Below are 25,939 nucleotides of genomic sequence, written 5' to 3'. Positions count from 1 at the left end.
CATCAAAGAAGTGGAAGTGTATGATGCAAGTGGAAGACTTGTGGTAAAACTTTCATCTGATGATAAAGAAGTTAGAATCCAGTCACATGTATTGGTAAATGGTATGTATGTTATAAAAACAAAACTTTCCGGTGATGCAATAATCACTAAAAAAATTAAAAAATAATTAAGTAACTATTATATTAAAGAGGTTGTCCAAAATTTGGCAACCTCTTTTTTATTTTGTAGAATCAATTTTTGAAATAGAAATTTTTTTTCTTCTAAGAGCTTTAAAAGCGAAAATAAAAGACTTATACTTTGCAAAATTTGCCACATAAAAAAAGACCGTCTTTTTTGAGACAGCCTCTAAATTTCATTAATTGTAGCCTCACCAGGAATCGAACCTGGATCTAAAGTTTAGGAAACTTCTATTCTATCCGTTGAACTATGAGGCCAAATCATTCAAAAAGATAAAATTACAGTATAAAATCGTTATTACAAAAAGAATCTGCTCTTTAGAAGCAGATTCAGTAGAAGAACATCTCATTTTTTTAGTTATACACTTATAAAAAAGCATAGCCGACAAAGCTATGCTTAAATTTTATCTAAATTTAAATAAGTTCTGAAATCAAAATAAAAGTAAATGGTTTCCACTTTTAAAACATTTCTTTTATAAAGATAGAAAATAAATAAATACAAAAGATGAATTTAATGTTAAAATTCACAAGTTATTCACAAAAAAATGTGGATAAAAAAAAATAATGAAAATTATAGACTTATGTCTTTTATAAAATTGAAAGATTGTTTTTCATTGTAATAGACATTCTCCTTGTCTACAAATCCGACGTGTCCTCCATAATCCGGAATTTCCAAAAACAGATTTTTGCTTTTTTGGGCGATTTCTATCGGGTAACAACTTTCTGAAAGAAAACTATCATTTTTTGCATTAATTAGCAGTGTCGGAATTTTGATATGAGGAAGAAACTGCAAAGAACTACTTTTTGTGTAATAATCTAAAGCATTTATAAAACCATTGGCTTTTGAAGTATAAAAATCATCATATTCTTTTAAGGTTCTAATTTTTTTGATTTCAAGTTTGGACAATTTTTCTGGAAATAAACGTTCTTTTTCGTTTAATTTCTTTTTTAAAGTAAGCAGAAAATCAGTAGAGTATAAGAAATTTCTTGGAGTTTGAAGAGATATCATGCAGCCTTCTAAATCTACCGGAGTAGAGACGGCGATCACGGCTTTTAATTCTATAGGCAAATTTTCTGTTTCTCCGGTATATTTTAGGGTAAGATTTCCGCCAAGACTGAATCCTTTTATGTAAATGTTTTTGTAAATATTTTTCTCAAGAATATGATTCAGAACGATTTTTACATCTTCTGTTCTTCCGGAATGGTAAGAAGAAAATATTCGGTTGGGTTCGCCGGAACAACCTCTGTAATTCACGGCGCAACAATCAATTCCGTTTTCATTGAAAATTTTTGCTGTTCCTAAAATATAAGGACGTTGTGCATTTCCTTCCAATCCGTGCAAAACAATAATACAGCTGTCCGTTTTTTTATGGGCAAAGCTCCATTCCAGATCCATGAAATCTCCATCGGAAAGTTCCAGTCTTTCCCTTATTTGTTTCACGCCTTCTACTTTCCGTATAAGAGCTGAATAAAGGGTAGAAATATCCGAATTTCTGAAAATTCTTTTTGGTAAATATTGCGATGAGACTAAAGGCATTTTACTTTAGTTTTTCCGCAATGAATTTTGCAGTATAAGATTTTTTATCTTTAATTAGATCTTCAGGAGTTCCTGCGAATATTACCTCGCCACCATGTTTTCCAGCTTCCGGCCCAATATCAATAATCCAGTCTGCGGATTTTATAATATCAGGTTGATGTTCAATTACAATTACCGAATGACCAAGTTCAATAAGAGCTTGTAAGGATTTTAATAATTTTTTGATATCATGGAAATGAAGACCTGTGGAAGGTTCATCAAAAATAAATAATGTTTTATCAGTAGTTACACCTTTCACAAGAAATGATGCCAGTTTTACACGCTGCGCTTCACCGCCGGAAAGAGTAGAAGAGCTTTGTCCCAATTGTAAATATCCTAAACCAACTTCTTGTAATGGTTTTAATTTGGTTACAATTTTTTCTTCTTTATTTTCTTTAAAAAATTCTATGGCACTATCCACAGTCATGTGCAGAATATCGGAAATATTTTTGTCGTCTACTTTTATTTCGAGAATTTCATTTTTGAAACGTTTTCCATGGCAAACTTCGCATTCCAGTTCAATATCAGCCATAAACTGCATGGAAACGGTAATAACACCTTCTCCTTTGCATTCGTCACATCTTCCTCCATCCACATTGAAGGAAAAATGTTTCGGTTTTAAGCCTAATAATTTTGCAGATTTTTGTTTGGAAAATAAATCACGAATATCATCGTATGCTTTCAGATACGTTACAGGATTGGAACGTGAAGATTTTCCGATAGGATTTTGATCGATCAGTTCAATATTTTTGATGAGTTTTTTCGGGAATTCCACACTGTCGTAGTCAGCTTTTTTTCCGCCCATTCCTAATTGAATCTGAATATCGGTTGTCAGAATTTCTTTCATCAAAGTCGATTTTCCCGAACCCGAAACTCCTGAAATTACCACCAGGTTTTCCAAAGGAATATCGACATCAATATTTTTCAGATTATTTTGTCTTGCTCCTTTTATACGGATCCATTCTTTTGCTTTTCTGCGATTTTCAGGAACTTCAATTTCCAACTTTCCTGTTAAATAATCCGAAGTTAATGTATTGGCGTTTTTCAGGTCTTCAAAATTTCCAGCAAAAACCAGTTCACCACCCAAATATCCAGCTTCTGGCCCGATATCGATAATGTAATCGGCGGCATTCATCACGTCTTCATCATGTTCCACCACAATCACTGTATTTCCTAAATCTCGTAATTGTTTCAAAACTTCGATCAAATTTTCCGTATCTCTGGAATGTAGACCAATAGAAGGTTCATCCAAAATATAAATTGAACCTACCAAAGAACTTCCCAAACTTGTTGCCAGATTAATTCTCTGGCTTTCACCTCCCGAAAGTGTATTGGAAGTTCGGTTCAAAGTTAGATATCCAAGTCCGACTTTTATTAAAAATTCAAGTCGAGAATTAATTTCGTAAACCAGTCTTTTTGCAACTTCGCTTTCGTATTCTGTAAGTTTCAGATTTTGGATCAAAGGTAAAAGTTCATCCAGCGGAAGCTCGATCATGGATTGGATATTGTGTCCGTCAATTTTTACCCATTCGGTTTCTTTACGCAATCGTAAACCTTCACATTCATAGCAGGTAGTTTTTCCACGATAGCGGGAAAGCATTACTCTGTATTGGATTTTGTAAAGATTTTCTTCCAGCATTTTGAAAAAATTATCAATACTTGGAAAACTTCTGGATTTATCTCCTTTCCAAAGGTAATTTTTCTGCTCTTTGGTTAATTGAAAATAAGGTTTATGGATTGGAAAATCTTTAGCTTTTTTAATGAAATCCTTTTTCCATTCGCTCATGCTTTCGCCTTTCCATGCAGAAACGGCATCTTCAAAAACGGAAAGATTCTTGTTGGGAATAACCAGATCTTCATCAATACCGATTACTTTTCCGTATCCTTCACAAACCGGACAAGCTCCATAAGGATTATTAAAACTAAAGAAATGAACATTTGGCTCCAGAAATTCAATTCCGTCAAGTTCAAATTTATTGGAAAACTCTCTTGTTTTTCCGGTTTCAGCATCTTTCAGAGAACAAACTCCATGTCCTTCATAAAAAGCCACCTGAATAGAATCGGCAAGACGTTGCAGAAAACTTTCGTCTTCTTCATACGAAAAACGGTCAATTACCAATTGGACATCCATTCCTTCCTCCGGAACAAAACCAAAACTCTCCAAATCTTCAATTCCGGCAATATTTCCGTTGATTTCCAGTCTTGTAAAACCGGAAACTTTAAGAGTGTTTAAAGTTTCTTTAAAATTATTATTATCGTAATATAGAGGTGCTCTTAAAAGAAACGAGGAATCTTTTTTAGAATTTTTGATAAAATCAACTACATCGGAAACGCTATCTTTTTTCACTTCTTCACCGGAAATAGGAGAGTATGTTCTTCCTATTCTTGCAAACAACAATTTCAAATAATCGTACACTTCTGTGGAAGTTCCTACGGTAGAACGCGGATTGGAAGAGATTACCTTTTGCTGAATGGCAATGGAAGGAGCCAATCCTTTTATATCATCCACTTTCGGTTTTTCTAATTTTCCCAAAAACTGACGAGCATAGGAACTTAGACTTTCCACATATCTTCTCTGTCCTTCCGCATAGATCGTATCAAAAGCGAGAGAAGATTTCCCACTTCCGGAGACTCCGGTGATAACAATTAGTTTGTTTTTAGGAATAATGACATCAATATGTTTCAGATTATTAAGATGTGCATTTTTGACGAAAATTTCTTTTTTGATATTGATTTCCTGTGTTGTAGCCATTGTGAAAATAAGACCTACAAAATTACTGAAAATTTGAAGAAAAAATAAATGATAAATTTTTTGTTTATTTAAAAAAATAAATTGTATCTTTATTTTGCAAATTTTAAAAAATTAATGAATAAAAAATTATTCAAAAATTTATTTGCGCGACTGATGAGAAAAAAGAAAAATATCAAAGTAATGGTCTGAATTTTCAGGCCATTTTTAATGAATGGAGATGTAATGTGAAAATGCAGCATTACTTTATAAAAACATTCTCTCTAAAGCCTTAATGTTAATAACTTTTCCGTAAAAATTAAAACAAAAAGAATGGGTTTAATTTCGGATATCTGCTTCAATTTTATATATTTGTAAAAATTAATTTAACAGATGAAATTTATTGTTTCTAGTGGTGAACTGCAGAAAGCACTGCAAACTGTAAGTGGTGTTATTTCAAGTTCACAATCAAGACCAATTTTAGAAAATTACCTTTTTGAATTAGAAGAAAATACTCTTAAAATAACAGCTTCCGATGGTGAAACCACATTGATCACTTCTTTGGAAGTAAAATCTGATGATACAGGAAAATTTGCAGTTCCGGCAAAAATATTTCAGGATTTTGTGAAAACGTATGGCGAACAGCCTTTGACACTTTCTGTAAAAGACAACGCAGAAGGAACGGGAAGTCTTTTGGAAATTTTAGACGAAAAAGACAGTTTTGCTGTAGCTTTGGATAATGCAGACGACTATCCTGAACTTCCTGAATTTGATGCTGCACAAAGTGTTGTAGTTCCTGCAGGCGTTCTTTCGGAAGCATTGACCAATACACTTTTTGCAACCAGCAATGATTCCCTTAGACCTGTAATGACGGGAGTTTTGTTCCAGTTTAAGGAAGATGAAACCAATTTTGTTTCCACAGATTCGCATCGTTTGGTGGTGTATAAAAGAACGGATTTGATTTCTGAACCCATGGAATTCATCATGCCGAAAAAACCGCTTTCTATTTTCAAAAATATTTTGGCTAATTCTTCCGATGAAGTAGTGATTGATTTCAACGAAAATATGGCGAAATTCACTTTTGGAAATAATATTTGGATCTGTAGATTGATTGATGGAAAATATCCGAATTATTCCGCAGTAATTCCGAAGGAAAATCCTAATATTCTTACTATTAATAGAAATCTTCTTTTAAGTGCTATTAGAAGAGCTTCCATTATGTCAAATAAATCGACGAATCAGGTTCGTTTCAAATTATCAGGAAATGTGCTTCATCTTCATGCGGAAGATACAGAATTTGCAAACAAAGCAGATATGCAGATTCCTTGTGATTATAACGGGGAAGATATCAATATCGGATTCAGTTCCAAATTTTTATCCGAAATGCTTTCTGTATTGGGTTCTGAAGATGTTACTCTGAAAATGTCACAACCAAACAGACCAGGAATTTTGGAACCTGTGGATGGTCTTGAAGCAGAAGAAAACTTGCTTATGCTTTCTATGCCGGTAATTGGAATGTAAATTTTTTGAAAATATAGATAAAAAGAGATTTGAAGTTTTTCAGATCTCTTTTTTTGTTAAGTTATATACAATACTATAATCGATTCTATTTTTTATTTTAACGGAATTAAAACTTTGGTGATATCCATATTCTTTAATATTTTTATTAAATCTAAAAAAGGTAATAAATATGATTAAGAAATTTATTTGTTTTTTTACTTTACAACTTTCACTGATATTATGTAATGCTCAAGATTGTTCTATATTTCTTGACCAGATGACAACTGCAATAGAAAATAACGAAATATCAGAAGCAACAAAATGTATGAAATATTTTGTTTCCTGTAAAGATGAAAAAGCTGAAGATTCTAAAATTTTACAAAATCTGAGAAATATTGCTTATATAACAAATTTCAATAATGATTTTGCTCTTTGTTCACTTACATCTGGTAAATTTGGAATTATTAGTAAAGATTTGTCTGAAATAAAAATCCTGAATTATGACTTTGTATGGTTGTTCTATGAAGGTTTGGCCAAAGTAAGAAAAAATGGAAAATATGGTTTCATAGAAATATCAGGAAAAGAAATTAAACCTCCTTTATATGATAATGCCACAAGATTCAAAGATGGTTTAATGATTGTGAAAAAAGATAACAAATGGGGTGTTTTAGATAAATCAGGCAAAGAAATTGTAAGACCAAAGTATGATGAGATTTCATATTTTTCAGAGGGTTTTGCGGTAATAGAGGACAACCATAAATACGGATATATTGATAAAAATGGAAATGAAATAATTTCTCCGAAGTATGATCAAGCATATGGTTTTTCTGAAGGTTTTGCTATTGTGAAGCAAAAAGAAAAATATGGATTTATCAATACAAAAGGGAAAAAAATTTCTGAAATAAAATATGATTGGGTCAATCCTTTTAATGAGGGACTTGCATTAGTAAAGCTAAATGGGAAATATGGCTTTATAGATAGTACGGGTGAAGAATTAGTACCTTTAGTTTATGATTCTGCTGCTAATTTTAATGAAGGTTTGTCTTTGGTAAAGCTCAAAAATAATTTTGGTTTTATAAATGAATCAGGCAATGTGGTTATTCCTATAAAGTATAATTATATTTCAAGTTATGATAATGGAAAAACTTATTTTGAAGGATTGGTACGCGTTCTGTTGAATGGTAAATATGGATTTTTAGATAGACAAGGAAAAGAAAAGATACCTTTCGTTTTTGCAAATGCTGAAAATTTTTCTGAGGGATTGGCTGCAGTTAGCAGTTTAGGATATGCAGATGGCGGTATTAAATTCGGGTTTATTGATAATTCCGGAAATGAAATAATACCACAAATCTATGATTCTGCAGGTCCTTTTAGTAATGGTAAATCTTTGGTTGGACTAAATAAGAAGTATGGCTTTATTGACAAGTCTGGGAAAATAGTAATAGAAATTAAATATGATTCTGCGAGTGTTTTTAAAGAAAATAGAGCTCGTGTAAATATGTATGGAAAGTGGGGATTCATTAATGAAAAAGGAACATTAGAAATTCCCTGTATTTATGATTTTTCTAAAGATTTTGAGGCAGACGGACTGGCAGAAGTAGAAATTAATGACAAGACTTTTTTAATAAATAAAGATGGTAAATGTGTAATTGGATGTGAGAATGCACCATCAGATCATCCAAAAAAATGATGATTTATATTTATGGTTTATAGTTTTTTCAAATTCTCAATTTTTCTATTCTTTAAAAAATCCTGATATTTGCGTACGCAAACGACTTTGGAATATCAAATTTCAAATTTCAAACATCAAATTAAAAAAATGAAAATTTCAAATAACTGGCTGAAAGACTATATCCAAACCGAACTGAAACCTGATAAAATAGGAGAATATCTTACAGACATAGGTCTGGAAGTGGAAGGAATCGAAAAATTTGAAAGTGTAAAAGGAAGCCTTGAAGGAATTGTAGTAGGAAAAGTAGTGACCTGCGAAAAACATCCAAATGCTGACAAACTAAAGAAAACGACCGTAGAAATTGGAAAAGGTAAAATCCTAAATATCGTTTGTGGAGCTCCGAATGTGGAAGCAGGACAAACTGTTCCTGTTGCTGTAGTTGGAACAAAGATATATGCAAAAGACGGAAGTTTTTTTGAAATCAAGGAAGCAAAAATCCGAGGCGAAGTTTCTCAAGGAATGATCTGTGCCGAAGATGAATTAGGTCTCAGTGACGATCATGGCGGAATTATGGTTTTGGATGCTGAAAAGTATGAAGTTGGGAAAAAATTTGCAGATTATTTTGAACTTGTAAACGATCAGGTTTTCGAAATTGGTTTGACGCCAAACAGAACCGATGCAATGTCGCATTATGGTGTTGCAAGAGATCTGAATGCATTTTTGATTTCCAATGATATGAAATCACAATTTACAAAAATTGCTTCAAAACCTATCGAAATTGAAGGACAACACGATTTCAAATTAGAAGTGGAAAACGATGAGCTTTGCCCAAGATATATAGGAGCTGTCATTGAAAATGTGGAAGTAAAAGAATCTCCGGAGTGGCTGAAAAACAGATTGAAAGCAATAGGTTTAAGTCCTATCAATAATGTTGTTGATATCACCAATTATATTTTGCATGGACTGGGACAGCCTTTGCATGCTTTTGATGCAGAAAAAATTTCAGGAAAAACCGTAAAAGTTGGAACTTTAAAAGAAGGGGCAAAATTCACGACTTTGGATGGAGTAGAAAGAACTTTGAACGGCTCTGAAATTATGATTAAAGACGGAGAAAACAAACCTATGTGTATTGCCGGAGTTTTCGGAGGTTCAGAATCCGGAGTTTCTGAAAATACGAAAACCATTTTCCTTGAAAGTGCGTATTTCAATCCGGTAGCTGTGAGAAAAGCTGCAAAATCTCACGGACTGAATACCGATGCTTCATTCCGTTTTGAAAGAGGTGTAGATCCGAATAATACCAGAACTTCCATCACTCATGCTATCAAAATGATTGAGGAAATTGCAGGTGGAAAATTGGTAGGTCAGATTCTGGAACATTATCCGAAAAAAGTAAAAGATCATTATATTATTCTTCGTTTTTCCAAAATAGAACAGATTTTAGGAACTAAAATTCACAGAGAAAAAGTGAAAGAAATTTTGAAATCTCTGGAAATCAGTATTCTGAATGAAATTCAAAATGGTTTGGAAATTTCTGTTCCTGCGTACAGAGCAGATGTTACGAGAGAAATAGACGTAATCGAAGAAATATTGAGAATTTACGGATATAATAAAATTGATGCTCCTCAGAAAATTTCATTTACACCTGTAAAGCTGAGTTTCAACGATCAGGATGAACTTGAAAATTCATGGGCGAGAACCTTGCAAAGCAATGGTTTCAGTGAAGTAATGAACAATTCCTTGACTTCGGTAAAAGACGAAACGGATGCCGTAAAACTTCTCAATCCTTTAAGTTCAGATTTAGCTTTTATGAGAAAATCTTTATTGGAAGGACTTTTAGAAAACACAGTATACAATATCAATAGAAAAAATCCTGATATTAAGTTTTTTGAATTAGGAAAAATTTACCATAAAAGAGAAAAGTACGAAGAAAGAAAACAATTGGCAATTGTAACTTCCGGAAGAGAGGTTTCCGAAAATTGGCTTCAGCCAAAATCTGCCACCGATTTCTTTTATTTGAAAGGATATGTGAAAGTTCTTTTAGAAAAAATAGGCATCGAATTGGAGGAAAAATCTTTGGAAGATGATCGTTTTTCTGATGCTTTGGAACTTTTGTCTAATGGAAAAACAGTTGCAAGAATTGGGAAAGTTTCTCCAAAACTTTTGAAAGAATATGATATTGACCAAGAAGTTTTCTATGCCGAAGTGGAGTTGGAAACTGCTCAAAAACTTCGTTCTCAGGAAAATCTGAAGTTTGTGGATATTCCGAAATTCAACAAAATCAGAAGAGATTTGGCGTTATTGTTGGATAAAAATGTAACCTATGCAGAATTATACCAAACCGCAAGGAAAAATAAATCTCCATATCTGAAGAATATCAGTCTTTTTGATGTATATGAAGGCAAAAACCTTCCTGAAGGAAAAAAATCCTATGCTTTGAGTTTTGAACTTCTGAATGAGGAAAAAACTTTAGAAGAAAAAGAAATTTCCGAAGTAATGAATGCTCTCATCAAATCTTTTGAGAAGGAATTTTCTGCGGAATTGCGTTAAAAGTCGAATTATATGCTTAAATTTGATTCCCTTCTAATTTTGAAAAATATGAAAAAACTTTTTTTAAGCATATTGGTAGCCGTAATTTTGACCTCTTGTTCATCAGTTGCTACTTCCAAACCTAAGGCAAGAAATTCGCAACCGTCTATTGTGGATACCAATTGGGCATTAAGTGATAATGTAAGAGGAACAGTTCCTACGCTTAAAATTGAAAGTGGAAAAATAAGTGGAAATGCGGGATGCAATAATTATTTTGGCGAAGTAATGCTTGAAGCTACTGCAGGAAATTTTGCAGCAAGTAAAGTAGCTTCTACCAAGAAAGCCTGTGATAATATGAGTGTAGAAAATAATTTTCTGCTAATGCTTTCACAAGCAAATAAATATATCGTAAACGGAAATGTCTTGGAACTGTACAAAGACAATCTACTGTTGATGAAATTCAATAAAACAGAATAAAGTAAAAAAGGAACTCTTTTGGAGTTCCTTTTTATATATGATTAGTCTTCGTCTTCTTCATCATATTTTGCGAGCTCTTCATCGCACCATTTGAAAGCAGCTTCTACTACTTTTGTAGCTTCATCGGCCATGGTTTCTTCATCATCGCCTTCCAAATCATCCAGCCATTCCACTTCTTCTTCTTCCACATTTAGGATAAAACGCGGATATTCAGTATGTACTACAAATAAATCTTCAGGAAATTCTGAATTGTCAGCTAATAAAAACTTCGGTAATTTCATTTTTCTAATGTTTAAACTTTATCAAAGATAATAATTTTATTGATATTTGTTCTTGTCAATTTTAATTTTTCGTAAAACTTTATGCTCAGTCAGGACGTTTTTTTTCAATGTATCTTCCGGTTTGAAAGTGAGCTTTAGATTAGGATTAATAGTGCTTATCAATTCTGCAACCTGTATTTTATCAAGATCTTCTTCTTCGGTGGTGTAAAATTTCAGGGGAATATTTTTCATATTTTCAGATTCCAAAAATTTATCCATTTGCTTTCTGTTTTCCAGATAATTTCCTTTGGAAAGCCATGTAAAAACGAATCCTACTACTAAACTCAGAACTGTAATTCCGTAGGTCAATTTTCCAAAAATCTGATAAAGTTTTTTAAAATAAACCATCCATATCGAAAGAATAAAAGGTGACAAAAGACGATAATCTAACGCATTCACCGAATAAAAGTATTGTATAAAATACGAACATACAATTCCAATCACTCCTATGAAAACAAGGCATTTTTCAGTTTCGGATAATTTATTTTTAATGAAAAGAAATGCCATTAAAAGAATATTGAGAACACCAATTCCATAAATTCCAATATTTAAGATTCCGCCACTGGGATTTGCCATGTGAATAAACGGATTGAAACTGGTGGCTAAACCTTGAAATAATTCTAATAAAAGTTTTGAAGTAGAATGCAAACCAATTTGTAAAACCTGTTTTACATAGTTTTCATTAAAATTGTCAATGAATAAAAACTTATATAAAACCACAAACAAAAATCCGATTAGCGAAGAAATAATAAATGGTTTTGAATACTTCTTTTTAAAGTTTAAAACTCCATAAACAAAACATCCTCCAATGAAAAATAGTGCGCTATACCGAATATTGTATAATAAAATTAAAATCAGACTGAGATAAAAAATTGCTTTGATTTTTTCTAGATTTCCAATAATAATTTCTCTTGAAATATATAGGAAAACAAATACAAAAGGGAGAATCAGAGATTCGCTCATTGTAAATGAATATATGGAAACATAACTGAACAAACCTCCGATCAAAATGGTTTCTTTCAGATAAAATTTCTTTTTCCATGCAAACCAAATGATAAATAAATAAGCCAGAATCCCAATAATTTTGCTTGCCCAGAATTCATCCAAACCAAAAATTGTAAAAAATTTTAAACTAAGCGGATATCCAAGCGGAGTAATGGTATTATCAATGACCGGGAAAACTTTTGATGTCCGCATAAATCGGATAGAATCCGGGCTCACTCTTCCTTTCTCATTCAGCAAAAAGCGTATAATGATCATTGCTAAAGTAATGATTATCAAGAAAATTTGAATAAATTTTTCTTTTTTTCGATTAGATCTTTGGAAAATCATAGTTACTTTTTTCGCATAAATGACATTAAATAAAAAACTTTGTCAAGATTCAAATTCTCTCGACAAAGTTAATTTTTTCATTAAATAAGTCCGTTTATTTCGAAAACATTTTAGAAACTTTCTCTGCTTTTTTAATTTCAGAATAATCATAAAAACCTTCTCCTGATTTTACACCTAATTTTCCTGCCATTACCATATTTACAAGTAACGGATTCGGGGCATATTTCGGATTTTTAAAGCCGTCATACATTACGTTTAAAATTGCTAAACAAACATCTAATCCTATAAAATCAGCCAATTGAAGTGGACCCATTGGATGAGCCATACCAAGTTTCATCACAGTATCTATTTCTTCCACACCTGCAACTCCGTTGTATAAAGTTTCAATGGATTCATTAATCATCGGCATCAAAATTCTGTTGGCAACAAATCCGGGATAATCGTTCACTTCCACAGGAACTTTTCCAAGAGTTTTAGACATTTCGTAAATGGTGTCAAAAGTTTCTTTAGAAGTAGAGTAGCCTTTGATGATTTCCACCAATTTCATAATCGGAACCGGATTCATAAAGTGCATTCCGATTACTTTGTCGGGACGTTTTGTAGCGGAAGCAATTTTTGTGATGGAAATAGAAGAAGTATTGGTTGCGAGGATACAGTTTTCCGGAGCTAATTGATCGATCTGAGCAAAAATTTTAAGTTTCAGATCCTGATTTTCGGTTGCGGCTTCTACTATTAGATCTGCCGTTTTTGCAACGTCTTCAATATTGGTAACGGTGGTAATATTTCCAAGAGTTTCGGCTTTTTGTTGTTCAGCTAGATTGCCTTTTGCGATTATTCTGTCCAGATTTATAGTGATGGTTTTTAAAGCTCTATCCAGATTTTCCTGTTTTACATCTACTAAATTTACTTTAAAACCTGTTTGTGCAAATGTGTGGGCAATTCCGTTTCCCATAGTTCCGGCACCGATAACAATGATGTTTTTCATTTATTTTTTTGAATTATAATTATAAGTTGATATTTTGCTGATTCTTGTTCGTGGCTTTTCTTGTAAGGTGATTATTTCATTTTGGGAGATAAAGGCTTCATCCATGATTACATTTCCTGAACTTTGTTCTTTCAGGTCATTTTGTTTCTTTATCACTTCTTTTAGTCCTTTTTGGAAATTACTCAAAGTCGTTTTTTTCAACTGATCTGTACCAATGTAAAAACGATGTTCTCCTTCTTTTCCGAGTCCGGATTCAAGTAAAATTTCAAATGTTTTGAGCTTATTTTTTTTCTGAAAATTAGCAATAAAATTCATAACAGGTTCATCAGAAGGTGTTCCGCAACATACACTGGAATAACTTATGGCTATATAATTTTTATTCTTTTGTGAGAAAATCAATATGCACGAAAAGATTCCTATAAGCAAAAATATTTTTTTCATTTTTTCAAAAAGTATTTGATTTCTAAATATACTACTTATTCAGAAAATATTAAACCATTTTTTATTTAAGCAAATAATAAATAGCTTAAGTTTTTGTAATGGAAACAATATGTTATAGTATACTTGAAGTATGATTTTAAATAAAATTTTATTTCATCCCCTCGAAAAGGATTGAAAGCAAAATGAGAAAATATAATTCAAATTAAGAAATCAATTTCATAATTTCCAAAGCTACTTTCAATGCTTCAGTTCCGTCTTCCAGAGAAACTTCAACGTTTTTGTTTTCGGTAATGGCATCAGCAAAAGAATTCAACTCATCCAGAATTGCATTATTCGGTTGGATATTAGGATATTCAAATAAGATCTGATTTTTTTCGCCGTCAGAATTTTCAATAATCATATCGAAAGGAGACGGATTTTCCGGAGCATCTTTCATTCGGATTACTTCGGCTTTCTTTTCCAGAAAATCTACAGAAATATAAGCATCCTGCTGGAAAAACCTTGATTTTCGCATTGCTTTCATGGAAATTCTGGAAGTTGTAAGATTGGCAACGCAGCCATTTTCAAATTCAATCCTTGCATTGGCAATGTCAGGAGTTTTGCTTACTACACAAACACCACTTGCGTGGATATTTTTTACTTTGGATTTTACAATGCTCAGCAAAATATCCAAATCATGGATCATCAAATCCAAAACCACGGAAACATCCGTTCCTCTCGGATTGAATTCTGCCAAACGATGAATCTCAATAAACATCGGATTCTGAATGTATTCTTTGGTCGCTATAAAAGCAGGATTGTATCGTTCAACGTGACCAACCTGTGCTTTTATTCCGTGTTCACGGCATTTGTATAAAATTTCCTCCGCTTGTTGTAGAGTTTGTGTTACCGGTTTTTCAATGAAAAAATGAAGACCTTTTTCTATGGCTTTTAGTGCATAATCGTAATGATAGACCGTTGGTGTTACGATATCAAGCATATCAATCTGATCGAGCAAATCATCGAAATTTTCAAAATATTTGTAACCGAACTCGGCTTCCAATTTTTTCCCATTTTCGGTATCTTTATCATGGAAACCTACAAAATCATATTTTTCAGACTGATTTAAAAGTTTTAAATGAATTTTCCCGAGGTGACCGGCACCTACCAAACCTGCTTTCAGCATAGAAATTTTAATTTTCGTAAAGATAATAAAAGATGTTCTATTTTAGAAATCGGAATTGCTGAAGATAAAAGAATAAAAAGCCCTGCAAATATATTTTGCAAGGCTAAGATTCATCTGTTTGTGGTTTATTTCTTGATCATTTTCTTAGATAGGGTTTCTTTTTTCGTGGTAATTTTTGCTACATAACTGCCTTTGGAAAAATGAGCAACATTAATAGTTATTGATTTTCCTTTATCATTTTGCGTTTTTGACAATAGTCTTCCGTTCATATCATACAAATCAACAGAAAGAATGTCTTCGTGAGATTGGATGGTTACAAAATCGTTTGCAGGATTAGGGTATATTTCTAGATTTTCAGTTTTTGTATTATCTTGTGTAGATAATGTCGGGTTTTGCATTCTGTAATAAAATCCACCAACAATCGGAGTTGGATTTGCAGAAGTGTAGGTAACATTTGCATTTACATTAATGGACTGTCGGATCAAAGAATTATTGGTATATACTTTTTCTTTGATAAAATATTTTCCCGGAGCAATCGGCAAATCTGTAACTAGAGGATTTCTGCTATTTAACCAACCTTTTGCACCATCCGACATGTAAGCCGTTTTGGCAATTTCAGTTTCGGTTACAGTTCCATCACCATTATCTTTTACCAAATATACCCAGTTTCTTACAAAAGCGAGGGCTCTTAAGTTGAGTTTTGCATCAGTAGCATCAGCAGGAATTGTAAAGAATTGGGTGATGTAATTGTAATATCCATCAAACGAAGTATCGTTCACTCCGGAAAGCCAAATACTTTTTTGTGTTCCATCTGCTAAAGTTGGAAATGACCAACCAGAATAGGCTTCTCTTGTTATAGGAGTTTCCAAAGTTCCGTCAGGACGCATATACAACCAATCGGTATCCTGAACAGAATTGGTAGACATAAAACTGCCGTCTGCATTAGTTCCGGTACTGAGGTCTAATTTTACTTCTGTAGTACTGCTTAAGTTATATTTTAGCAGAGAAAAACCATTTAGAACATACAAAGCGTTATTCTTTGTTTTTATTTTCTGAATATCATCCAAAATTCCTTCATCTGTAAATTGTGATTGTCCATTGATATTTTGTGAAGAAAATGGTGCAAGTGAAGAAATTGATTTTAAAGATTTTGTAAAATAAGAAGATCCACTATCAAAATGGTATTGCTTTTCTATAAAGAAATAATTGTTTTTTATTTTTAAAGGACTGTTATAGTAATATTGTGTTCCAGAACTTGAAGGAGATCCCGATGTAGAAGATCCAATCAAAGTACCTCCATTAGAAATTCCATTTTGATCATAACCTATCAGATAGTAGTTGTCATATACAATATTTGATACAGTCGTATAATCTTTTATTGTTTGTAAAGTACCATCAGTGTTTACAGAAAATTCAACAGAAGAAAGGGATTGATCATTATCATTGATAGCAAAAACAGTGAGATTGTTTTCGTTTTTCGTTAATGCAAAATTATTAGAATTATGAAGTATATAATCTGTATTGCTATTAGACGTAGAAATAATATTTGGAAGAGATTCATAAGAATTATTAGTCCCCCAATTCACAGAATATGAAGAATCTAAAACTCCTGCTGAGCTATATTTGCTACTAATATTGGAGTTATTATTTGTAACCAATATACTTCCATCATGCAATACGCCTAAAGTAATTCTGGTGGTGTTCTGTATTTCTAAAACTCCATTATTTGCAAAAGAGTTATCTAATGTGCCATCATATTTATATTTATAAACAAAAGTGTTTCCAGATTCTATTCCTTCATAACCTTCGTAGCTGTAGTAATATTTATTTCCATATACAATATAAAAACTGGTATCACTAGGATTTAGAAACATTTTGCATACTTGATTAGAAGAGATAGAATTAAGCATAAAAGCCCCACCCACAGAAAATGAGGTATCTAAAGTCCCATCCATATTAAGTTTTATTACTTTTGGGTTGGGAGCTTTATCAAAGAAAACATAAATTTTATTATCATTAGAAAATAAAAAATTTGATGAATTGGTTGAAAATGCAACCATACCATTATTTCCAAAGCTGGTATCTTTTTTCAGTGTTACTTGTGCGTTTGTTTGTACCAAGAAAATGGTACAAAACAAAACGAAAAAAATAAATTTTGTTTTCATAAATGCCTTTTCTGGTGTAAACTTAATATACTTTTTTCTTTAAATTGCATATGGATTAGAATTCGGGTATTTTCAATTAGAATTCGAAAATAAAAAGCAATATTGAAGATCTGAAAATGTTCAGTATTTTATAAAAATTTAAAAGCTAAATTCCTATTTTTGTAAGATGCAGGATTCATTTGTACATAAAGGAAAAAGAAAACAACTGATGGATTATCTTCGGGAGAAAATCGGAATTTCTGACGAAAATGTTCTGAAAGCAATGAATGAAATTCCCAGACATCTTTTTATCGAAAGTATTTTTGAAGATTTTGCGTATGAAGACCGCGCTTTTCCGATTGCTGCACATCAGACTATTTCACATCCTTCCACAGTTGCCGAACAAACAGAACTTCTGGAGGTGAAAGCAAAGGAAAAAATTCTGGAAATAGGAACGGGTTGTGGTTACCAAACTGCTGTTCTCATAGCTATGGATGCTATGGTTTATACAGTAGAAAGACAAAAAGATTTGTTTGATTTTTCACAGAAAAAACTTCGTGAGCTTCATTTGCGTCCACAATTTCAAAGTTTTGGGGATGGTTTTGCCGGACTGCCTACATTTGCTCCTTTTGATAAAATAATTGTGACTTGCGGAGCTGAAATACTCCCGATCGAATTATTGAATCAACTAAAAATAGGAGGGAAAATGGTAATTCCTTTAGGGAAAACTGATGAACAGATACTTTACAGATTTACAAAAATTTCTGAAAAAGAATTCGAAAAAGAAGAATTTGGAGCTTATAAATTTGTTCCAATGCTGAATAATACTAACAAATAGCTTTTTATGAAATGGTCTTTAATTTTTGTATTCATTTTCTTATTCAATTGTAAGAAAATCGAATGTAAAAAGTTAGAAATTTCTAAGAATACAGAGCTTCCTACATTTTATATATACGGAGAATTGGCTCCTTTTAATTATCTGAATGATGAAAATCCTGTCACAGAAAAGTACGGTTTCAAAATAAAAAGAATTGCAGATTGTGAGGTTTCTCCTGTTCAGCTTAAAGAATCCAATTCCCACAATAAAAAAGTAATGGATCTGATGCAAAAAAAATATGGTGCAAACTGGCAAGAAAAATTTGAAAAAGAATCCGGCTATAAATTGGCCATTCCATTACCTTAAAAAAGTCTATTTATGATAAATCCTGATATTTTAGATTATCACATTGTTCAAACCAATTCTGATAAATCAATTTGTGAGAAAATTTCATTTTTAATTGATAAAGAACTTTCCGATGCTGAAAATAAAATCTGGCACGGACATCCGGTTTGGTTTCTGGAAGGAAATCCGATTGTTGGGTATAGCAAACAAAAGAAAGGAATTCGGCTAATGTTTTGGAGCGGAAAATCTTTTGGTGAAGAAAAACTAAATGTAGAAGGAGAAAAATTTCAGGATGCATCTGTTTTTTATAATAATTTGAATGAAATTGATGAAGTTGATTTAAAAAGATGGCTCGAAAAATCTAGAGAAATTCAATGGGATTATAAAAATATTGTAAAACGGAAAGGAGAACTTATAAGATTGAAATGATGTACTTTTTATACTTTTAGAAGTACATAAATTTCAGTATATGATACCCGAAGAAAATATAAAAGAGCAGGATAGAAATTTAGAAAGAATGAATTATCCTAAAAGTGAAGATATTTTCAATCAGGAAGAACATATTGCTCTTGATGAAAATGGCGAACCTCTGGAAAACGATACCGAAAATGTTGATATGGAAATGAGCTTAGATGTTCCGGGTTCTGAACTTGATGATGATCAGGAAGCTATAGGTTCTGAAGATGAAGAAAATAATTATTGGAGTCTTGGAGGAGAGAATCACGAAAATTTAGAAGAATCAGAAAATGATTAATAAGAAAGCCGGAAAATTTCCGGCTTTTGTTTTTATAAAATTTTGAAAACTATCCCATAATATGATAACCTCCGTCTACATGTCGGATTTCGCCCGTAATTCTGGTTTCTTTGCGGAAAAGATGAACAATTTCATGGGCTAAATCTTCGGGAGTTGCATTTCCTAATGGGCTGATTTCGTGCGCTCTTTGTACATCTTCTGTTTTCAAAGTTGCGTTTCCTGCTTTGCTTCCCATATATGGTGAAAATCTGATGGAATTGGCACGAATTCCGTATTTTTTTCCCAATTCATAGGCAAGTTCCAAAGTCAGTCTTTCCAGAGCTGCTTTAGCAATACTGATGTTGATGTAAGGAAAAAACGAAACTCTTTCTGAAGCTATATAGCTGAGAGAAACTATTGAGGAACCGTTTTGTAAAACCCCATTTTTTAATAAAGCATGAGAAAGCGAAATCAGGGAAAATGCAGAAACATTCATGGTATCGCTAAATTCTTGCGGAGTAACTTCCAGCATTGGTTTTACCGATTTATTTCTAATGGTTTTATCCATAGCAATAGCATGAAGAAAGCCATTCAACTGGATATTTTTTTCTTTTAATTCTTCTGAAACAAAATCCAAACTTTCGGGCAAAGTAACATCTAGAGGTGCGGTATACACATTTTCGCCCAATACTTTTTTGCAGGCATTTTGAAAATCATCATAAGTTTTGTTTAGAAAATCTTCTGCTTTTGGTGAAATATTTCCGTGAAATGGGGTAACACCAAGACCGGTACAAACGACATTCCCGTTGTTTTCAAGAATTTTTTCAGCCGTTTTCATGGCAAGTGAATTTTCATCGGCAATACCTGTAATAAGAAAAGTTTGATTATTTAGCATATTTTTTTAGTTGATAGTTGATAGTGGTCGGTTGATGGTGATCTGTTAATTGGGTTTCAAATATTTAATTCTAAAAATCAATAACCAAATTAAACTTTGTAAAGTGCAGTTCCCCAAGTCCAACCGGAACCTACTGCTGCAAAAAGTAATAAATTTCCCGGTTTTATTTTTCCGCTTTTATAGGTTTCATCTAAAACAATCGGGATTGTTCCTCCGGAAGTATTTGCATATTTGTCCATATTGGTCATTACTTTTTCGAAAGGAATATTTGTTTTTCTGGCAGTTTCCTGCAAAATCCGAATGCTTGGCTGATGCGGAATTACCCAATCCACATTTTCACTGGTCAATTGATTGGCTTGTAGAATTTCTTCAATACCTTCCGGTAAAACCCGAGTTGCCGTTTCAAAAACTTCTTTTCCGTTCATTTGGAAGTAATGAAGCCTTTGCTTCAACGTTTCTTCAGAAGCGGGAATTTCGCAACCACCAGCCGGAATATTAAAATGATATTTTCCTCTTCCATCTGCATGAAGTTTAAAATCAAAAAAGCCTTTATCTTCAGTAGTTGCAGAAAGTAAAATTGCACCAGCTCCGTCTCCGAAAAACACAGAATCTTTTCTTTCCCAATCGGTAATGGAGGAAAATGTATCAGCACCGATTACCAAAACATTTTTATACATTCCGGTTTCTATAAATTGGCAGCCGATGGCAATTCCGTAAAGTCCACCGGAACAAACTGCAGAAATATCAAAAGCAACCGCCTGAAAAGCCTCTATTTTTTCCTGAACGAAACAAGCAGTAGAAGGAGCCTGTCTGTCTGGAGTGGAAGTAGCAACAATAATTAAATCCAAGTCTTTTGGAGAAATTTCTGTTCCTTCTAATGCTTTCAATGCAGCTTTGGAGGCAAGATCACTGGTTACTTCTCCATCCACAATTCTTCTTTCCTTGATTCCTAAATTTTTAAAAATCCACTCATCAGAAGAGCCTACTGCTTCAAAAAAATCATTTTTTAAAATTTTTGGTGGAACATAACTGCCTGTTCCTTTGATATAAGCTCTTATTTTTTTGGAAGAATTCAGCATCATTAAATCAATATTAGAAAGTGAGTGTTTGTTGAAAAATTAATCAAAGTTAGCAAGATTTATTAGAAAAATATTAAAAAAACAGATATTTTTTTGCGGTATTTTATAAATGCCACAATTTTAGTGGTTTAAATAGTAAATTGAAATCAATGTCACCCATATATCTTGAAAATTATAGGACGAAATAGTGATAAAATTATTAAATTCTATTGCCAGTATATCTACATTCTTATTTATAATGTTATAATTCCTTTGTCTACAATTTGCTTCATATTTTTTATTTTGAATATCTTTAAATCCACAAAAAAGCCATCAACTATCAACCAACAACTATCAACTAAGTAATGACTTTCCAACAACAAATCCAACAAGGAATTCCAACCGAATTACCTCAACCAAAACCATACGAACCACAGATTAACCACGCCCCAAAACGTAAAGAAATTCTCAACGAAGAAGAGAAAAAACTCGCTCTGAAAAACGCTCTTCGCTATTTCGAACCTAAATTTCACGCCGAATTATTACCGGAATTTAAAGAAGAATTAGAAAAATATGGTAGAATTTATATGTATCGTTTCCGTCCGGATTACGAAATATACGCAAGACCCATTTCCGAATATCCTGGAAAATCGTTGCAAGCAAAAGCCATTCAATTGATGATTCAGAATAATTTGAGTTATGCGGTTGCACAACATCCTCACGAACTCATTACTTATGGTGGAAATGGTGCAGTTTTCCAAAATTGGGCGCAATATCTTCTCACGATGAAATATCTAAGCGAAATGACAGACGAACAAACTTTGGTAATGTACTCTGGTCATCCAATGGGATTATTCCCGAGTCATAAAGATGCACCAAGAGTAGTTGTGACAAACGGAATGATGATCCCGAATTATTCTAAACCAGATGATTGGGAAAAATTCAATGCACTTGGAGTTTCACAGTACGGACAAATGACGGCGGGAAGTTATATGTACATTGGTCCACAAGGAATTGTTCACGGAACAACGATTACGGTTCTCAATGCTTTCAGAAAAATTAAAAAATCTCCAAAAGGCGGATTTTTTGTGACTTCCGGATTGGGCGGAATGAGTGGAGCACAACCAAAAGCTGGAAATATTGCAGGTTGCGTTACAGTTTGTGCAGAAGTGAATCCTAAAATTACCAAAATCAGACACGAACAAAAATGGATTGATGAAATCCACGAAAATTTGGATCAATTAGTTTCCAGAGTCCGAAAAGCGCAAGAAAATAACGAAACCGTTTCTTTGGCTTATCTCGGAAATGTGGTGGAAGTTTGGGAGAAATTTGATGAAGAAAATTTAAAAATTGATATAGGAAGCGATCAAACTTCACTTCACAATCCTTTTGCAGGAGGCTATTATCCTGTCGGAATTTCGTTTGAAGAATCCAATAAAATGATGGCGGAAAATCCGGAATTGTTCAAAGAAAAAGTCTATGAAAGTTTGAGAAGACACGCTGCTGCTGTAAACAAACATACTGCAAAAGGAACGTATTTTTTCGATTACGGAAATGCTTTTCTTTTGGAATGTTCCAGAGCGGGAGCCGATGTTTTGGCAGAAAATCCAACGTTGGGAAGAGAGTTTAAATTTCCTTCTTACGTTCAAGATATTATGGGACCGATGTGTTTCGATTACGGTTTCGGACCTTTCCGTTGGGTTTGTACCAGCGGAAAACCCGAAGATTTGCAAAAAACCGATGAATTAGCGTGTGAAGTTTTAGAAGAATTAATGAAAAATTCTCCTGCCGAAATTCAGCAGCAAATGCAGGATAACATTACTTGGATAAAAGGAGCTCAGGAAAATAATTTGGTAGTCGGTTCTCAGGCAAGAATTTTGTACGCCGATGCGGAAGGCAGAATGAAAATTGCAGAAGCCTTCAATAAAGCCATTAAAAACGGAGAAATAGAACCCGTAGTTTTGGGAAGAGATCATCACGATGTTTCGGGGACAGATTCTCCGTATCGTGAAACTTCCAATATTTATGACGGAAGCCGATTTACCGCAGATATGGCAATTCACAACGTGATTGGCGACAGTTTCCGAGGTGCAACTTGGGTTTCTATCCACAATGGAGGCGGTGTTGGTTGGGGCGAAGTCATCAATGGCGGTTTTGGGATGTTGCTGGATGGTTCTGAAGATGCCGACAGAAGATTAAAATCTATGCTTTTTTGGGATGTGAACAATGGAATTTCCCGAAGAAGCTGGGCAAGAAATGAAGGCGCAATTTTTGCCATTAAACGAGCGATGGAAGCAGAACCCAATCTGAAAGTTACGTTGCCGAATTTTGTTTCGGATGAATTGCTTGAATTGTAATAGATGACGCAAATTGAAATCATAAAACCTGCATCAACGCAGGTTTTTTCGTAGAAATTTATGTTAAAATCTTTAAACTATCATTTCGTTTAGCCATTCTTAAATATGAGAATCAATATCCATTTGTTGATGAAGAATGCGGATAATTTCTATTTTTTCTTCCTTTGGATTGATTTTGTAAAATATAAAATGAGATTTGATCCTAGAACGAAAATATCCTTTTCTAATATTGCTGTAATCTTTTCCTGATTTTGGATTTTCAGAAATATATTCTATTTCGTTCATTATCAAATCGAAATAATAATCAGCTTGTTGCAACGACCATTCTTCAAAAGTATAGAGCCAAATATTTTCTAAATCAATCTCAGCTTGTTTACTGATTTTGTATTTCATTATTCGGTAGAATATTTCTGATGCAGATTTTTTTTGAATGCTTCACGATTAAAATTTTCTGAAAATCCAGATTTTTCTCCTTTTTTAAGTTCTTTAATTAATTCGGATTTCTTGGTTTCTTCGTGTTCAAACAGTCGCAAAGCGGCTCTTACCACTTCACTTGCAGAGGAATATTTTCCGGTTTTTATTTGTGAATTAATAAAGTTCTCGAAATAATCGCCCAATAAAATCGAAGTATTCTTAGCCATCACTTTATGATTTAATTTCTAAAATCAAATATACCAAGTTTTGGTACTTGTTCCAAATTTATTTGGGTAATAATGTTTTACATTCGGGCAACATTTTCGTCATTATAAACTGAATATGAAAGTAAAGTTGCTGAATTTTGTGGATGAGGGATTGTTTTAGACCACTTTGTCAAAGTTTAAAATCTTTGACAAAGTTTTGAAATAGGAAAACCTGCTGTGAGGCAGGTTTTTTGCTGTAAGGAGGTTAATTATTATAAAATTAATTCTTATTTTATCCTTCTTGTGTATCATGAAAATCTGAATATCTTGCTTCCTCATCATAGTCAAGATTAGGAAACTTTTCATCGAATCTTGAATGTAAAACAATGTGCAATCTTTTGAAGAGAATTTCAAGAATTTCTTTTTGATCTTCTTCTTCAATAGGAACAGAAATTTTCACTATATGTTCTTTGAACTCTGTAGTTCTATTTTTATCAATGCAGTATAAAGAGATATAAGGATCTTGAACTCCATAAATCGAAATTCCTATAACTTTGAACCTTTCTTCATCAATTTTAAAAAACTTTCCAAAACTTTCAATATCATCGTTATATTTTGTTCCTAAATAGTCTGAAATATCTGCTGCTGAGCTTCCTATAAAATCGTTATATTGTACATTTGCTTTCATAATAATTATTTTAAAATTTTTAGATATGGGAAAACCTTTGTTAAAACAGGTTTTTTGTTTGCTTTATTATTAGATTAATCTTAAGTTTTGAATCAATTCTAAAATATGTTCACCTTTGAGTTGATTAACTAGTGTATGTTGAGCTTTATCTGCGATTTGATAAGTTGATGTCCAAATTGTTTGAAATCCATAAGTATTATGAATGTTTTCCACAGCTGCTACAGTTTCTCCTCTTGTTCTACAAGTACATATAATAATATCACAATTATATTTTGTTACTAAATCTACTAATCTATTTTTTAAATTTGTTCCTGGGTCTCCTTGACTTTCAATTCCTATAATAACTCCATTTATTTCTACAATTAAATTAAAATCATGTATAGTAGGAATCTTAGTAAGGACTGGATATATTGGAGTGTAATTCGGATATGCCAATAATAAAGAATTAGCAAATTGTCTAACACTTTCTGATTTTCCTTTTTCTCCTGAATTCCATACTGCGAGAATAGTTTTAAGTTTAGAATTCGCTGTAATTAGATTGTTGAAATTTTTCATATTATTTTAATTTAAAATTAAATCTATACATGACAAATATCACACCTAATTATTTGCATATAAGCTATCAGTCATTATGTCTTAAATCAATTAGATAAAATGACTTTTTGGCTTTGAATTATTCAAATGTCATATTTTTAGCATTTTACATTATTTTTTTTTCGTAATTTTCACATAAAAAGAATAATTTTATTATTTTGAAACCAAATCAATGAAAACTGCTCAATCCATTCCAAAACTCACAAACACTAATAAAATAAACCTCTGTACATCTCCGTTGATTTAAAACACTTTTGTTTATACCAACGGAGAAATTCTGAAGTCCCCTGCAAGTTGTGGGAAAACTTCAAAAAGTTTCTTTGGTTTAAAGTATGAGATAGAAAGGGAGTTTTTTAGCAATACAGGAATTATGTAAAAATTTATTCAGATTTTTCAGTTTTATATTCTACTTTTTTAGAGACTCTATTTTGGTCATAATCTATATAAATAAATCCATATTCATTTTCTATAGATTCGTAAACCCAATATTTTCTCGTGGATGGAAAAATCTCTAAAGTTTTAGAATTGGTTCTTACAGAGTCACCAATTAATTGCTCAATTTGTTTATCGGTTTTGTTTGTTAATATTTTGCTTTTAATTAAATCTTTTACCATTTCTTTTCGAGTTATGGTTAATGAAGTAGGTGTTTCCATTTTCCACTCGGAACTGTTAAATTTTCTTCCATTATCACAACCGTATATTAGAATCAGGAGGATTAAAGATTTTGTATTTTTTAGAAATTTCATCATTTGTAATTTTTTAATACTAAAGATTTTTCATTACCAACAAA

General features: G+C 32.5%; 25 protein-coding genes and 1 tRNA gene. 10 read left to right on the top strand and 16 right to left on the bottom strand.

The window, feature by feature from the left end; genetic code table 11:
* Positions 1-10 precede the first annotated feature (10 nt).
* Entirely contained in the window at positions 11-166 is a 156-nt protein-coding gene (locus tag AC2A1C_RS12135) for a T9SS type A sorting domain-containing protein (RefSeq protein ID WP_484025988.1), read from the top strand.
* A gap of 196 nt (positions 167-362) precedes the next feature.
* On the opposite strand, the gene AC2A1C_RS12130 is transcribed toward AC2A1C_RS12135, so the two are convergent.
* The 3 genes from AC2A1C_RS12130 to uvrA form a co-directional block, all read right to left on the bottom strand.
* Positions 363-434, bottom strand: a tRNA-Arg gene (locus AC2A1C_RS12130).
* Positions 435-747: 313 nt separating this feature from the next.
* Entirely contained in the window at positions 748-1,713 is a 966-nt protein-coding gene (locus AC2A1C_RS12125) for a YheT family hydrolase (RefSeq protein WP_484025987.1), read from the bottom strand.
* Between the two features lies 1 nt (position 1,714).
* Entirely contained in the window at positions 1,715-4,504 is a 2,790-nt protein-coding gene (gene uvrA, locus AC2A1C_RS12120) for an excinuclease ABC subunit UvrA (protein WP_484025985.1), read from the bottom strand.
* A 369-nt stretch (positions 4,505-4,873) separates the two neighbouring features.
* On the opposite strand from uvrA, the gene dnaN reads away from it, so the two are divergent.
* The 4 genes from dnaN to AC2A1C_RS12100 all read left to right on the top strand — a co-directional run bounded on the left by dnaN (position 4,874) and on the right by AC2A1C_RS12100 (position 10,655).
* A complete protein-coding gene (gene dnaN / locus AC2A1C_RS12115; RefSeq protein ID WP_484025983.1) occupies positions 4,874-6,001 on the top strand; it encodes a DNA polymerase III subunit beta in 1,128 nt (375 codons plus the stop codon).
* A gap of 169 nt (positions 6,002-6,170) precedes the next feature.
* Positions 6,171-7,670: a WG repeat-containing protein gene (locus tag AC2A1C_RS12110; protein ID WP_484025981.1), complete on the top strand. Its 1,500-nt coding sequence runs from the start codon at positions 6,171-6,173 to the stop codon at positions 7,668-7,670.
* Between the two features lie 129 nt (positions 7,671-7,799).
* Positions 7,800-10,199, top strand: coding sequence for a phenylalanine--tRNA ligase subunit beta (gene pheT, locus AC2A1C_RS12105; RefSeq protein WP_484025979.1), 2,400 nt, complete (start codon positions 7,800-7,802; stop codon positions 10,197-10,199).
* Between the two features lie 48 nt (positions 10,200-10,247).
* On the top strand, positions 10,248-10,655 hold the full coding sequence (locus AC2A1C_RS12100; RefSeq protein WP_484025978.1) for an META domain-containing protein: 408 nt from the start codon (positions 10,248-10,250) through the stop codon (positions 10,653-10,655).
* Between the two features lie 41 nt (positions 10,656-10,696).
* Here AC2A1C_RS12100 and AC2A1C_RS12095 read toward each other — a convergent pair whose 3' ends face one another.
* The 6 genes from AC2A1C_RS12095 to AC2A1C_RS12070 all read right to left on the bottom strand — a co-directional run bounded on the left by AC2A1C_RS12095 (position 10,697) and on the right by AC2A1C_RS12070 (position 17,063).
* The gene (locus tag AC2A1C_RS12095; RefSeq protein WP_108411504.1) at positions 10,697-10,936 is read right to left on the bottom strand and encodes a hypothetical protein; all 240 of its coding nucleotides are present in this window, start codon (positions 10,934-10,936) and stop codon (positions 10,697-10,699) included.
* A gap of 36 nt (positions 10,937-10,972) precedes the next feature.
* Positions 10,973-12,307, bottom strand: a complete 1,335-nt coding sequence (locus tag AC2A1C_RS12090) for a hypothetical protein (protein WP_484025977.1) — start codon at positions 12,305-12,307, stop codon at positions 10,973-10,975.
* Positions 12,308-12,401: 94 nt separating this feature from the next.
* Positions 12,402-13,292 (bottom strand): 3-hydroxybutyryl-CoA dehydrogenase, encoded by an 891-nt coding sequence (locus AC2A1C_RS12085; protein ID WP_484025976.1) that lies wholly within the window; start codon positions 13,290-13,292, stop codon positions 12,402-12,404.
* Positions 13,293-13,733 (bottom strand): hypothetical protein, encoded by a 441-nt coding sequence (locus AC2A1C_RS12080; protein ID WP_484025975.1) that lies wholly within the window; start codon positions 13,731-13,733, stop codon positions 13,293-13,295.
* A 202-nt stretch (positions 13,734-13,935) separates the two neighbouring features.
* Positions 13,936-14,898 (bottom strand): Gfo/Idh/MocA family protein, encoded by a 963-nt coding sequence (locus AC2A1C_RS12075; RefSeq protein ID WP_484025974.1) that lies wholly within the window; start codon positions 14,896-14,898, stop codon positions 13,936-13,938.
* Positions 14,899-15,023: 125 nt separating this feature from the next.
* The gene (locus AC2A1C_RS12070) at positions 15,024-17,063 is read right to left on the bottom strand and encodes a T9SS type A sorting domain-containing protein (RefSeq protein ID WP_484025973.1); all 2,040 of its coding nucleotides are present in this window, start codon (positions 17,061-17,063) and stop codon (positions 15,024-15,026) included.
* Positions 17,064-17,229: 166 nt separating this feature from the next.
* Between AC2A1C_RS12070 and AC2A1C_RS12065 the strand changes: the two genes are divergently transcribed.
* Genes AC2A1C_RS12065 through AC2A1C_RS12050 form a run of 4 tightly spaced genes read left to right on the top strand, consistent with a single transcriptional unit; the run spans position 17,230 to position 18,958 of the window.
* Positions 17,230-17,880 (top strand): protein-L-isoaspartate(D-aspartate) O-methyltransferase, encoded by a 651-nt coding sequence (locus tag AC2A1C_RS12065; protein ID WP_484025972.1) that lies wholly within the window; start codon positions 17,230-17,232, stop codon positions 17,878-17,880.
* Between the two features lie 6 nt (positions 17,881-17,886).
* The gene (locus tag AC2A1C_RS12060; protein ID WP_484025971.1) at positions 17,887-18,225 is read left to right on the top strand and encodes an FEKKY domain-containing protein; all 339 of its coding nucleotides are present in this window, start codon (positions 17,887-17,889) and stop codon (positions 18,223-18,225) included.
* A 12-nt stretch (positions 18,226-18,237) separates the two neighbouring features.
* Entirely contained in the window at positions 18,238-18,633 is a 396-nt protein-coding gene (locus AC2A1C_RS12055) for a DUF1801 domain-containing protein (protein WP_484025970.1), read from the top strand.
* A gap of 40 nt (positions 18,634-18,673) precedes the next feature.
* Entirely contained in the window at positions 18,674-18,958 is a 285-nt protein-coding gene (locus AC2A1C_RS12050; RefSeq protein WP_484025969.1) for a hypothetical protein, read from the top strand.
* A 49-nt stretch (positions 18,959-19,007) separates the two neighbouring features.
* On the opposite strand, the gene AC2A1C_RS12045 is transcribed toward AC2A1C_RS12050, so the two are convergent.
* Positions 19,008-19,832 (bottom strand): SDR family oxidoreductase, encoded by an 825-nt coding sequence (locus tag AC2A1C_RS12045; RefSeq protein ID WP_484025968.1) that lies wholly within the window; start codon positions 19,830-19,832, stop codon positions 19,008-19,010.
* An 89-nt stretch (positions 19,833-19,921) separates the two neighbouring features.
* Positions 19,922-20,914, bottom strand: coding sequence for a 3-oxoacyl-ACP synthase III family protein (locus tag AC2A1C_RS12040; protein WP_484025967.1), 993 nt, complete (start codon positions 20,912-20,914; stop codon positions 19,922-19,924).
* A gap of 341 nt (positions 20,915-21,255) precedes the next feature.
* On the opposite strand from AC2A1C_RS12040, the gene AC2A1C_RS12035 reads away from it, so the two are divergent.
* The gene (locus AC2A1C_RS12035) at positions 21,256-23,247 is read left to right on the top strand and encodes a urocanate hydratase (protein WP_484025966.1); all 1,992 of its coding nucleotides are present in this window, start codon (positions 21,256-21,258) and stop codon (positions 23,245-23,247) included.
* Positions 23,248-23,346: 99 nt separating this feature from the next.
* Here AC2A1C_RS12035 and AC2A1C_RS12030 read toward each other — a convergent pair whose 3' ends face one another.
* The 5 genes from AC2A1C_RS12030 to AC2A1C_RS12010 form a co-directional block, all read right to left on the bottom strand.
* A complete protein-coding gene (locus AC2A1C_RS12030; RefSeq protein ID WP_484025965.1) occupies positions 23,347-23,640 on the bottom strand; it encodes a type II toxin-antitoxin system RelE/ParE family toxin in 294 nt (97 codons plus the stop codon).
* Complete coding sequence (locus AC2A1C_RS12025) at positions 23,640-23,888, bottom strand: type II toxin-antitoxin system ParD family antitoxin (protein ID WP_484025964.1); 249 nt, start codon at positions 23,886-23,888, stop codon at positions 23,640-23,642. Before AC2A1C_RS12025 ends, AC2A1C_RS12030 begins: the two co-directional genes overlap by 1 nt.
* Before the next feature lie 271 nt (positions 23,889-24,159).
* On the bottom strand, positions 24,160-24,555 hold the full coding sequence (locus AC2A1C_RS12020) for a hypothetical protein (protein ID WP_484025963.1): 396 nt from the start codon (positions 24,553-24,555) through the stop codon (positions 24,160-24,162).
* A gap of 69 nt (positions 24,556-24,624) precedes the next feature.
* Positions 24,625-25,110 carry a hypothetical protein gene (locus AC2A1C_RS12015; RefSeq protein WP_484025962.1) on the bottom strand — a complete coding sequence of 162 codons (486 nt, stop codon included), beginning with the start codon at positions 25,108-25,110 and terminating at the stop codon, positions 24,625-24,627.
* Positions 25,111-25,529: 419 nt separating this feature from the next.
* A complete protein-coding gene (locus AC2A1C_RS12010; protein WP_484025961.1) occupies positions 25,530-25,898 on the bottom strand; it encodes a hypothetical protein in 369 nt (122 codons plus the stop codon).
* Between the last annotated feature and the right edge of the window lie 41 nt (positions 25,899-25,939).

The organism is Chryseobacterium sp. HNCC26DJ241 (assembly GCF_057180505.1).
Note: the sequence above shows the minus strand (reverse complement) of the source record. Positions and strands in the feature narration are given on the sequence as shown.

Coding starts and splice junctions, on each gene's coding strand:
- AC2A1C_RS12010 (WP_484025961.1), bottom strand. CDS start 25,898: ATGATGAAATTTCTAAAAAATACAAAATCTTTAATCCTCCTGATTCTA.
- AC2A1C_RS12080 (WP_484025975.1), bottom strand. CDS start 13,733: ATGAAAAAAATATTTTTGCTTATAGGAATCTTTTCGTGCATATTGATT.
- AC2A1C_RS12125 (WP_484025987.1), bottom strand. CDS start 1,713: ATGCCTTTAGTCTCATCGCAATATTTACCAAAAAGAATTTTCAGAAAT.
- AC2A1C_RS12015 (WP_484025962.1), bottom strand. CDS start 25,110: ATGAAAAATTTCAACAATCTAATTACAGCGAATTCTAAACTTAAAACT.
- AC2A1C_RS12025 (WP_484025964.1), bottom strand. CDS start 23,888: ATGGCTAAGAATACTTCGATTTTATTGGGCGATTATTTCGAGAACTTT.
- AC2A1C_RS12030 (WP_484025965.1), bottom strand. CDS start 23,640: ATGAAATACAAAATCAGTAAACAAGCTGAGATTGATTTAGAAAATATT.
- pheT (WP_484025979.1), top strand. CDS start 7,800: ATGAAAATTTCAAATAACTGGCTGAAAGACTATATCCAAACCGAACTG.
- AC2A1C_RS12040 (WP_484025967.1), bottom strand. CDS start 20,914: ATGATGCTGAATTCTTCCAAAAAAATAAGAGCTTATATCAAAGGAACA.
- AC2A1C_RS12085 (WP_484025976.1), bottom strand. CDS start 13,292: ATGAAAAACATCATTGTTATCGGTGCCGGAACTATGGGAAACGGAATT.
- dnaN (WP_484025983.1), top strand. CDS start 4,874: ATGAAATTTATTGTTTCTAGTGGTGAACTGCAGAAAGCACTGCAAACT.
- AC2A1C_RS12035 (WP_484025966.1), top strand. CDS start 21,256: ATGACTTTCCAACAACAAATCCAACAAGGAATTCCAACCGAATTACCT.
- AC2A1C_RS12045 (WP_484025968.1), bottom strand. CDS start 19,832: ATGCTAAATAATCAAACTTTTCTTATTACAGGTATTGCCGATGAAAAT.
- AC2A1C_RS12060 (WP_484025971.1), top strand. CDS start 17,887: ATGAAATGGTCTTTAATTTTTGTATTCATTTTCTTATTCAATTGTAAG.
- AC2A1C_RS12020 (WP_484025963.1), bottom strand. CDS start 24,555: ATGAAAGCAAATGTACAATATAACGATTTTATAGGAAGCTCAGCAGCA.
- AC2A1C_RS12100 (WP_484025978.1), top strand. CDS start 10,248: ATGAAAAAACTTTTTTTAAGCATATTGGTAGCCGTAATTTTGACCTCT.
- AC2A1C_RS12070 (WP_484025973.1), bottom strand. CDS start 17,063: ATGAAAACAAAATTTATTTTTTTCGTTTTGTTTTGTACCATTTTCTTG.
- AC2A1C_RS12075 (WP_484025974.1), bottom strand. CDS start 14,898: ATGCTGAAAGCAGGTTTGGTAGGTGCCGGTCACCTCGGGAAAATTCAT.
- AC2A1C_RS12095 (WP_108411504.1), bottom strand. CDS start 10,936: ATGAAATTACCGAAGTTTTTATTAGCTGACAATTCAGAATTTCCTGAA.
- AC2A1C_RS12055 (WP_484025970.1), top strand. CDS start 18,238: ATGATAAATCCTGATATTTTAGATTATCACATTGTTCAAACCAATTCT.
- AC2A1C_RS12090 (WP_484025977.1), bottom strand. CDS start 12,307: ATGATTTTCCAAAGATCTAATCGAAAAAAAGAAAAATTTATTCAAATT.
- AC2A1C_RS12065 (WP_484025972.1), top strand. CDS start 17,230: ATGCAGGATTCATTTGTACATAAAGGAAAAAGAAAACAACTGATGGAT.
- AC2A1C_RS12110 (WP_484025981.1), top strand. CDS start 6,171: ATGATTAAGAAATTTATTTGTTTTTTTACTTTACAACTTTCACTGATA.
- AC2A1C_RS12050 (WP_484025969.1), top strand. CDS start 18,674: ATGATACCCGAAGAAAATATAAAAGAGCAGGATAGAAATTTAGAAAGA.
- uvrA (WP_484025985.1), bottom strand. CDS start 4,504: ATGGCTACAACACAGGAAATCAATATCAAAAAAGAAATTTTCGTCAAA.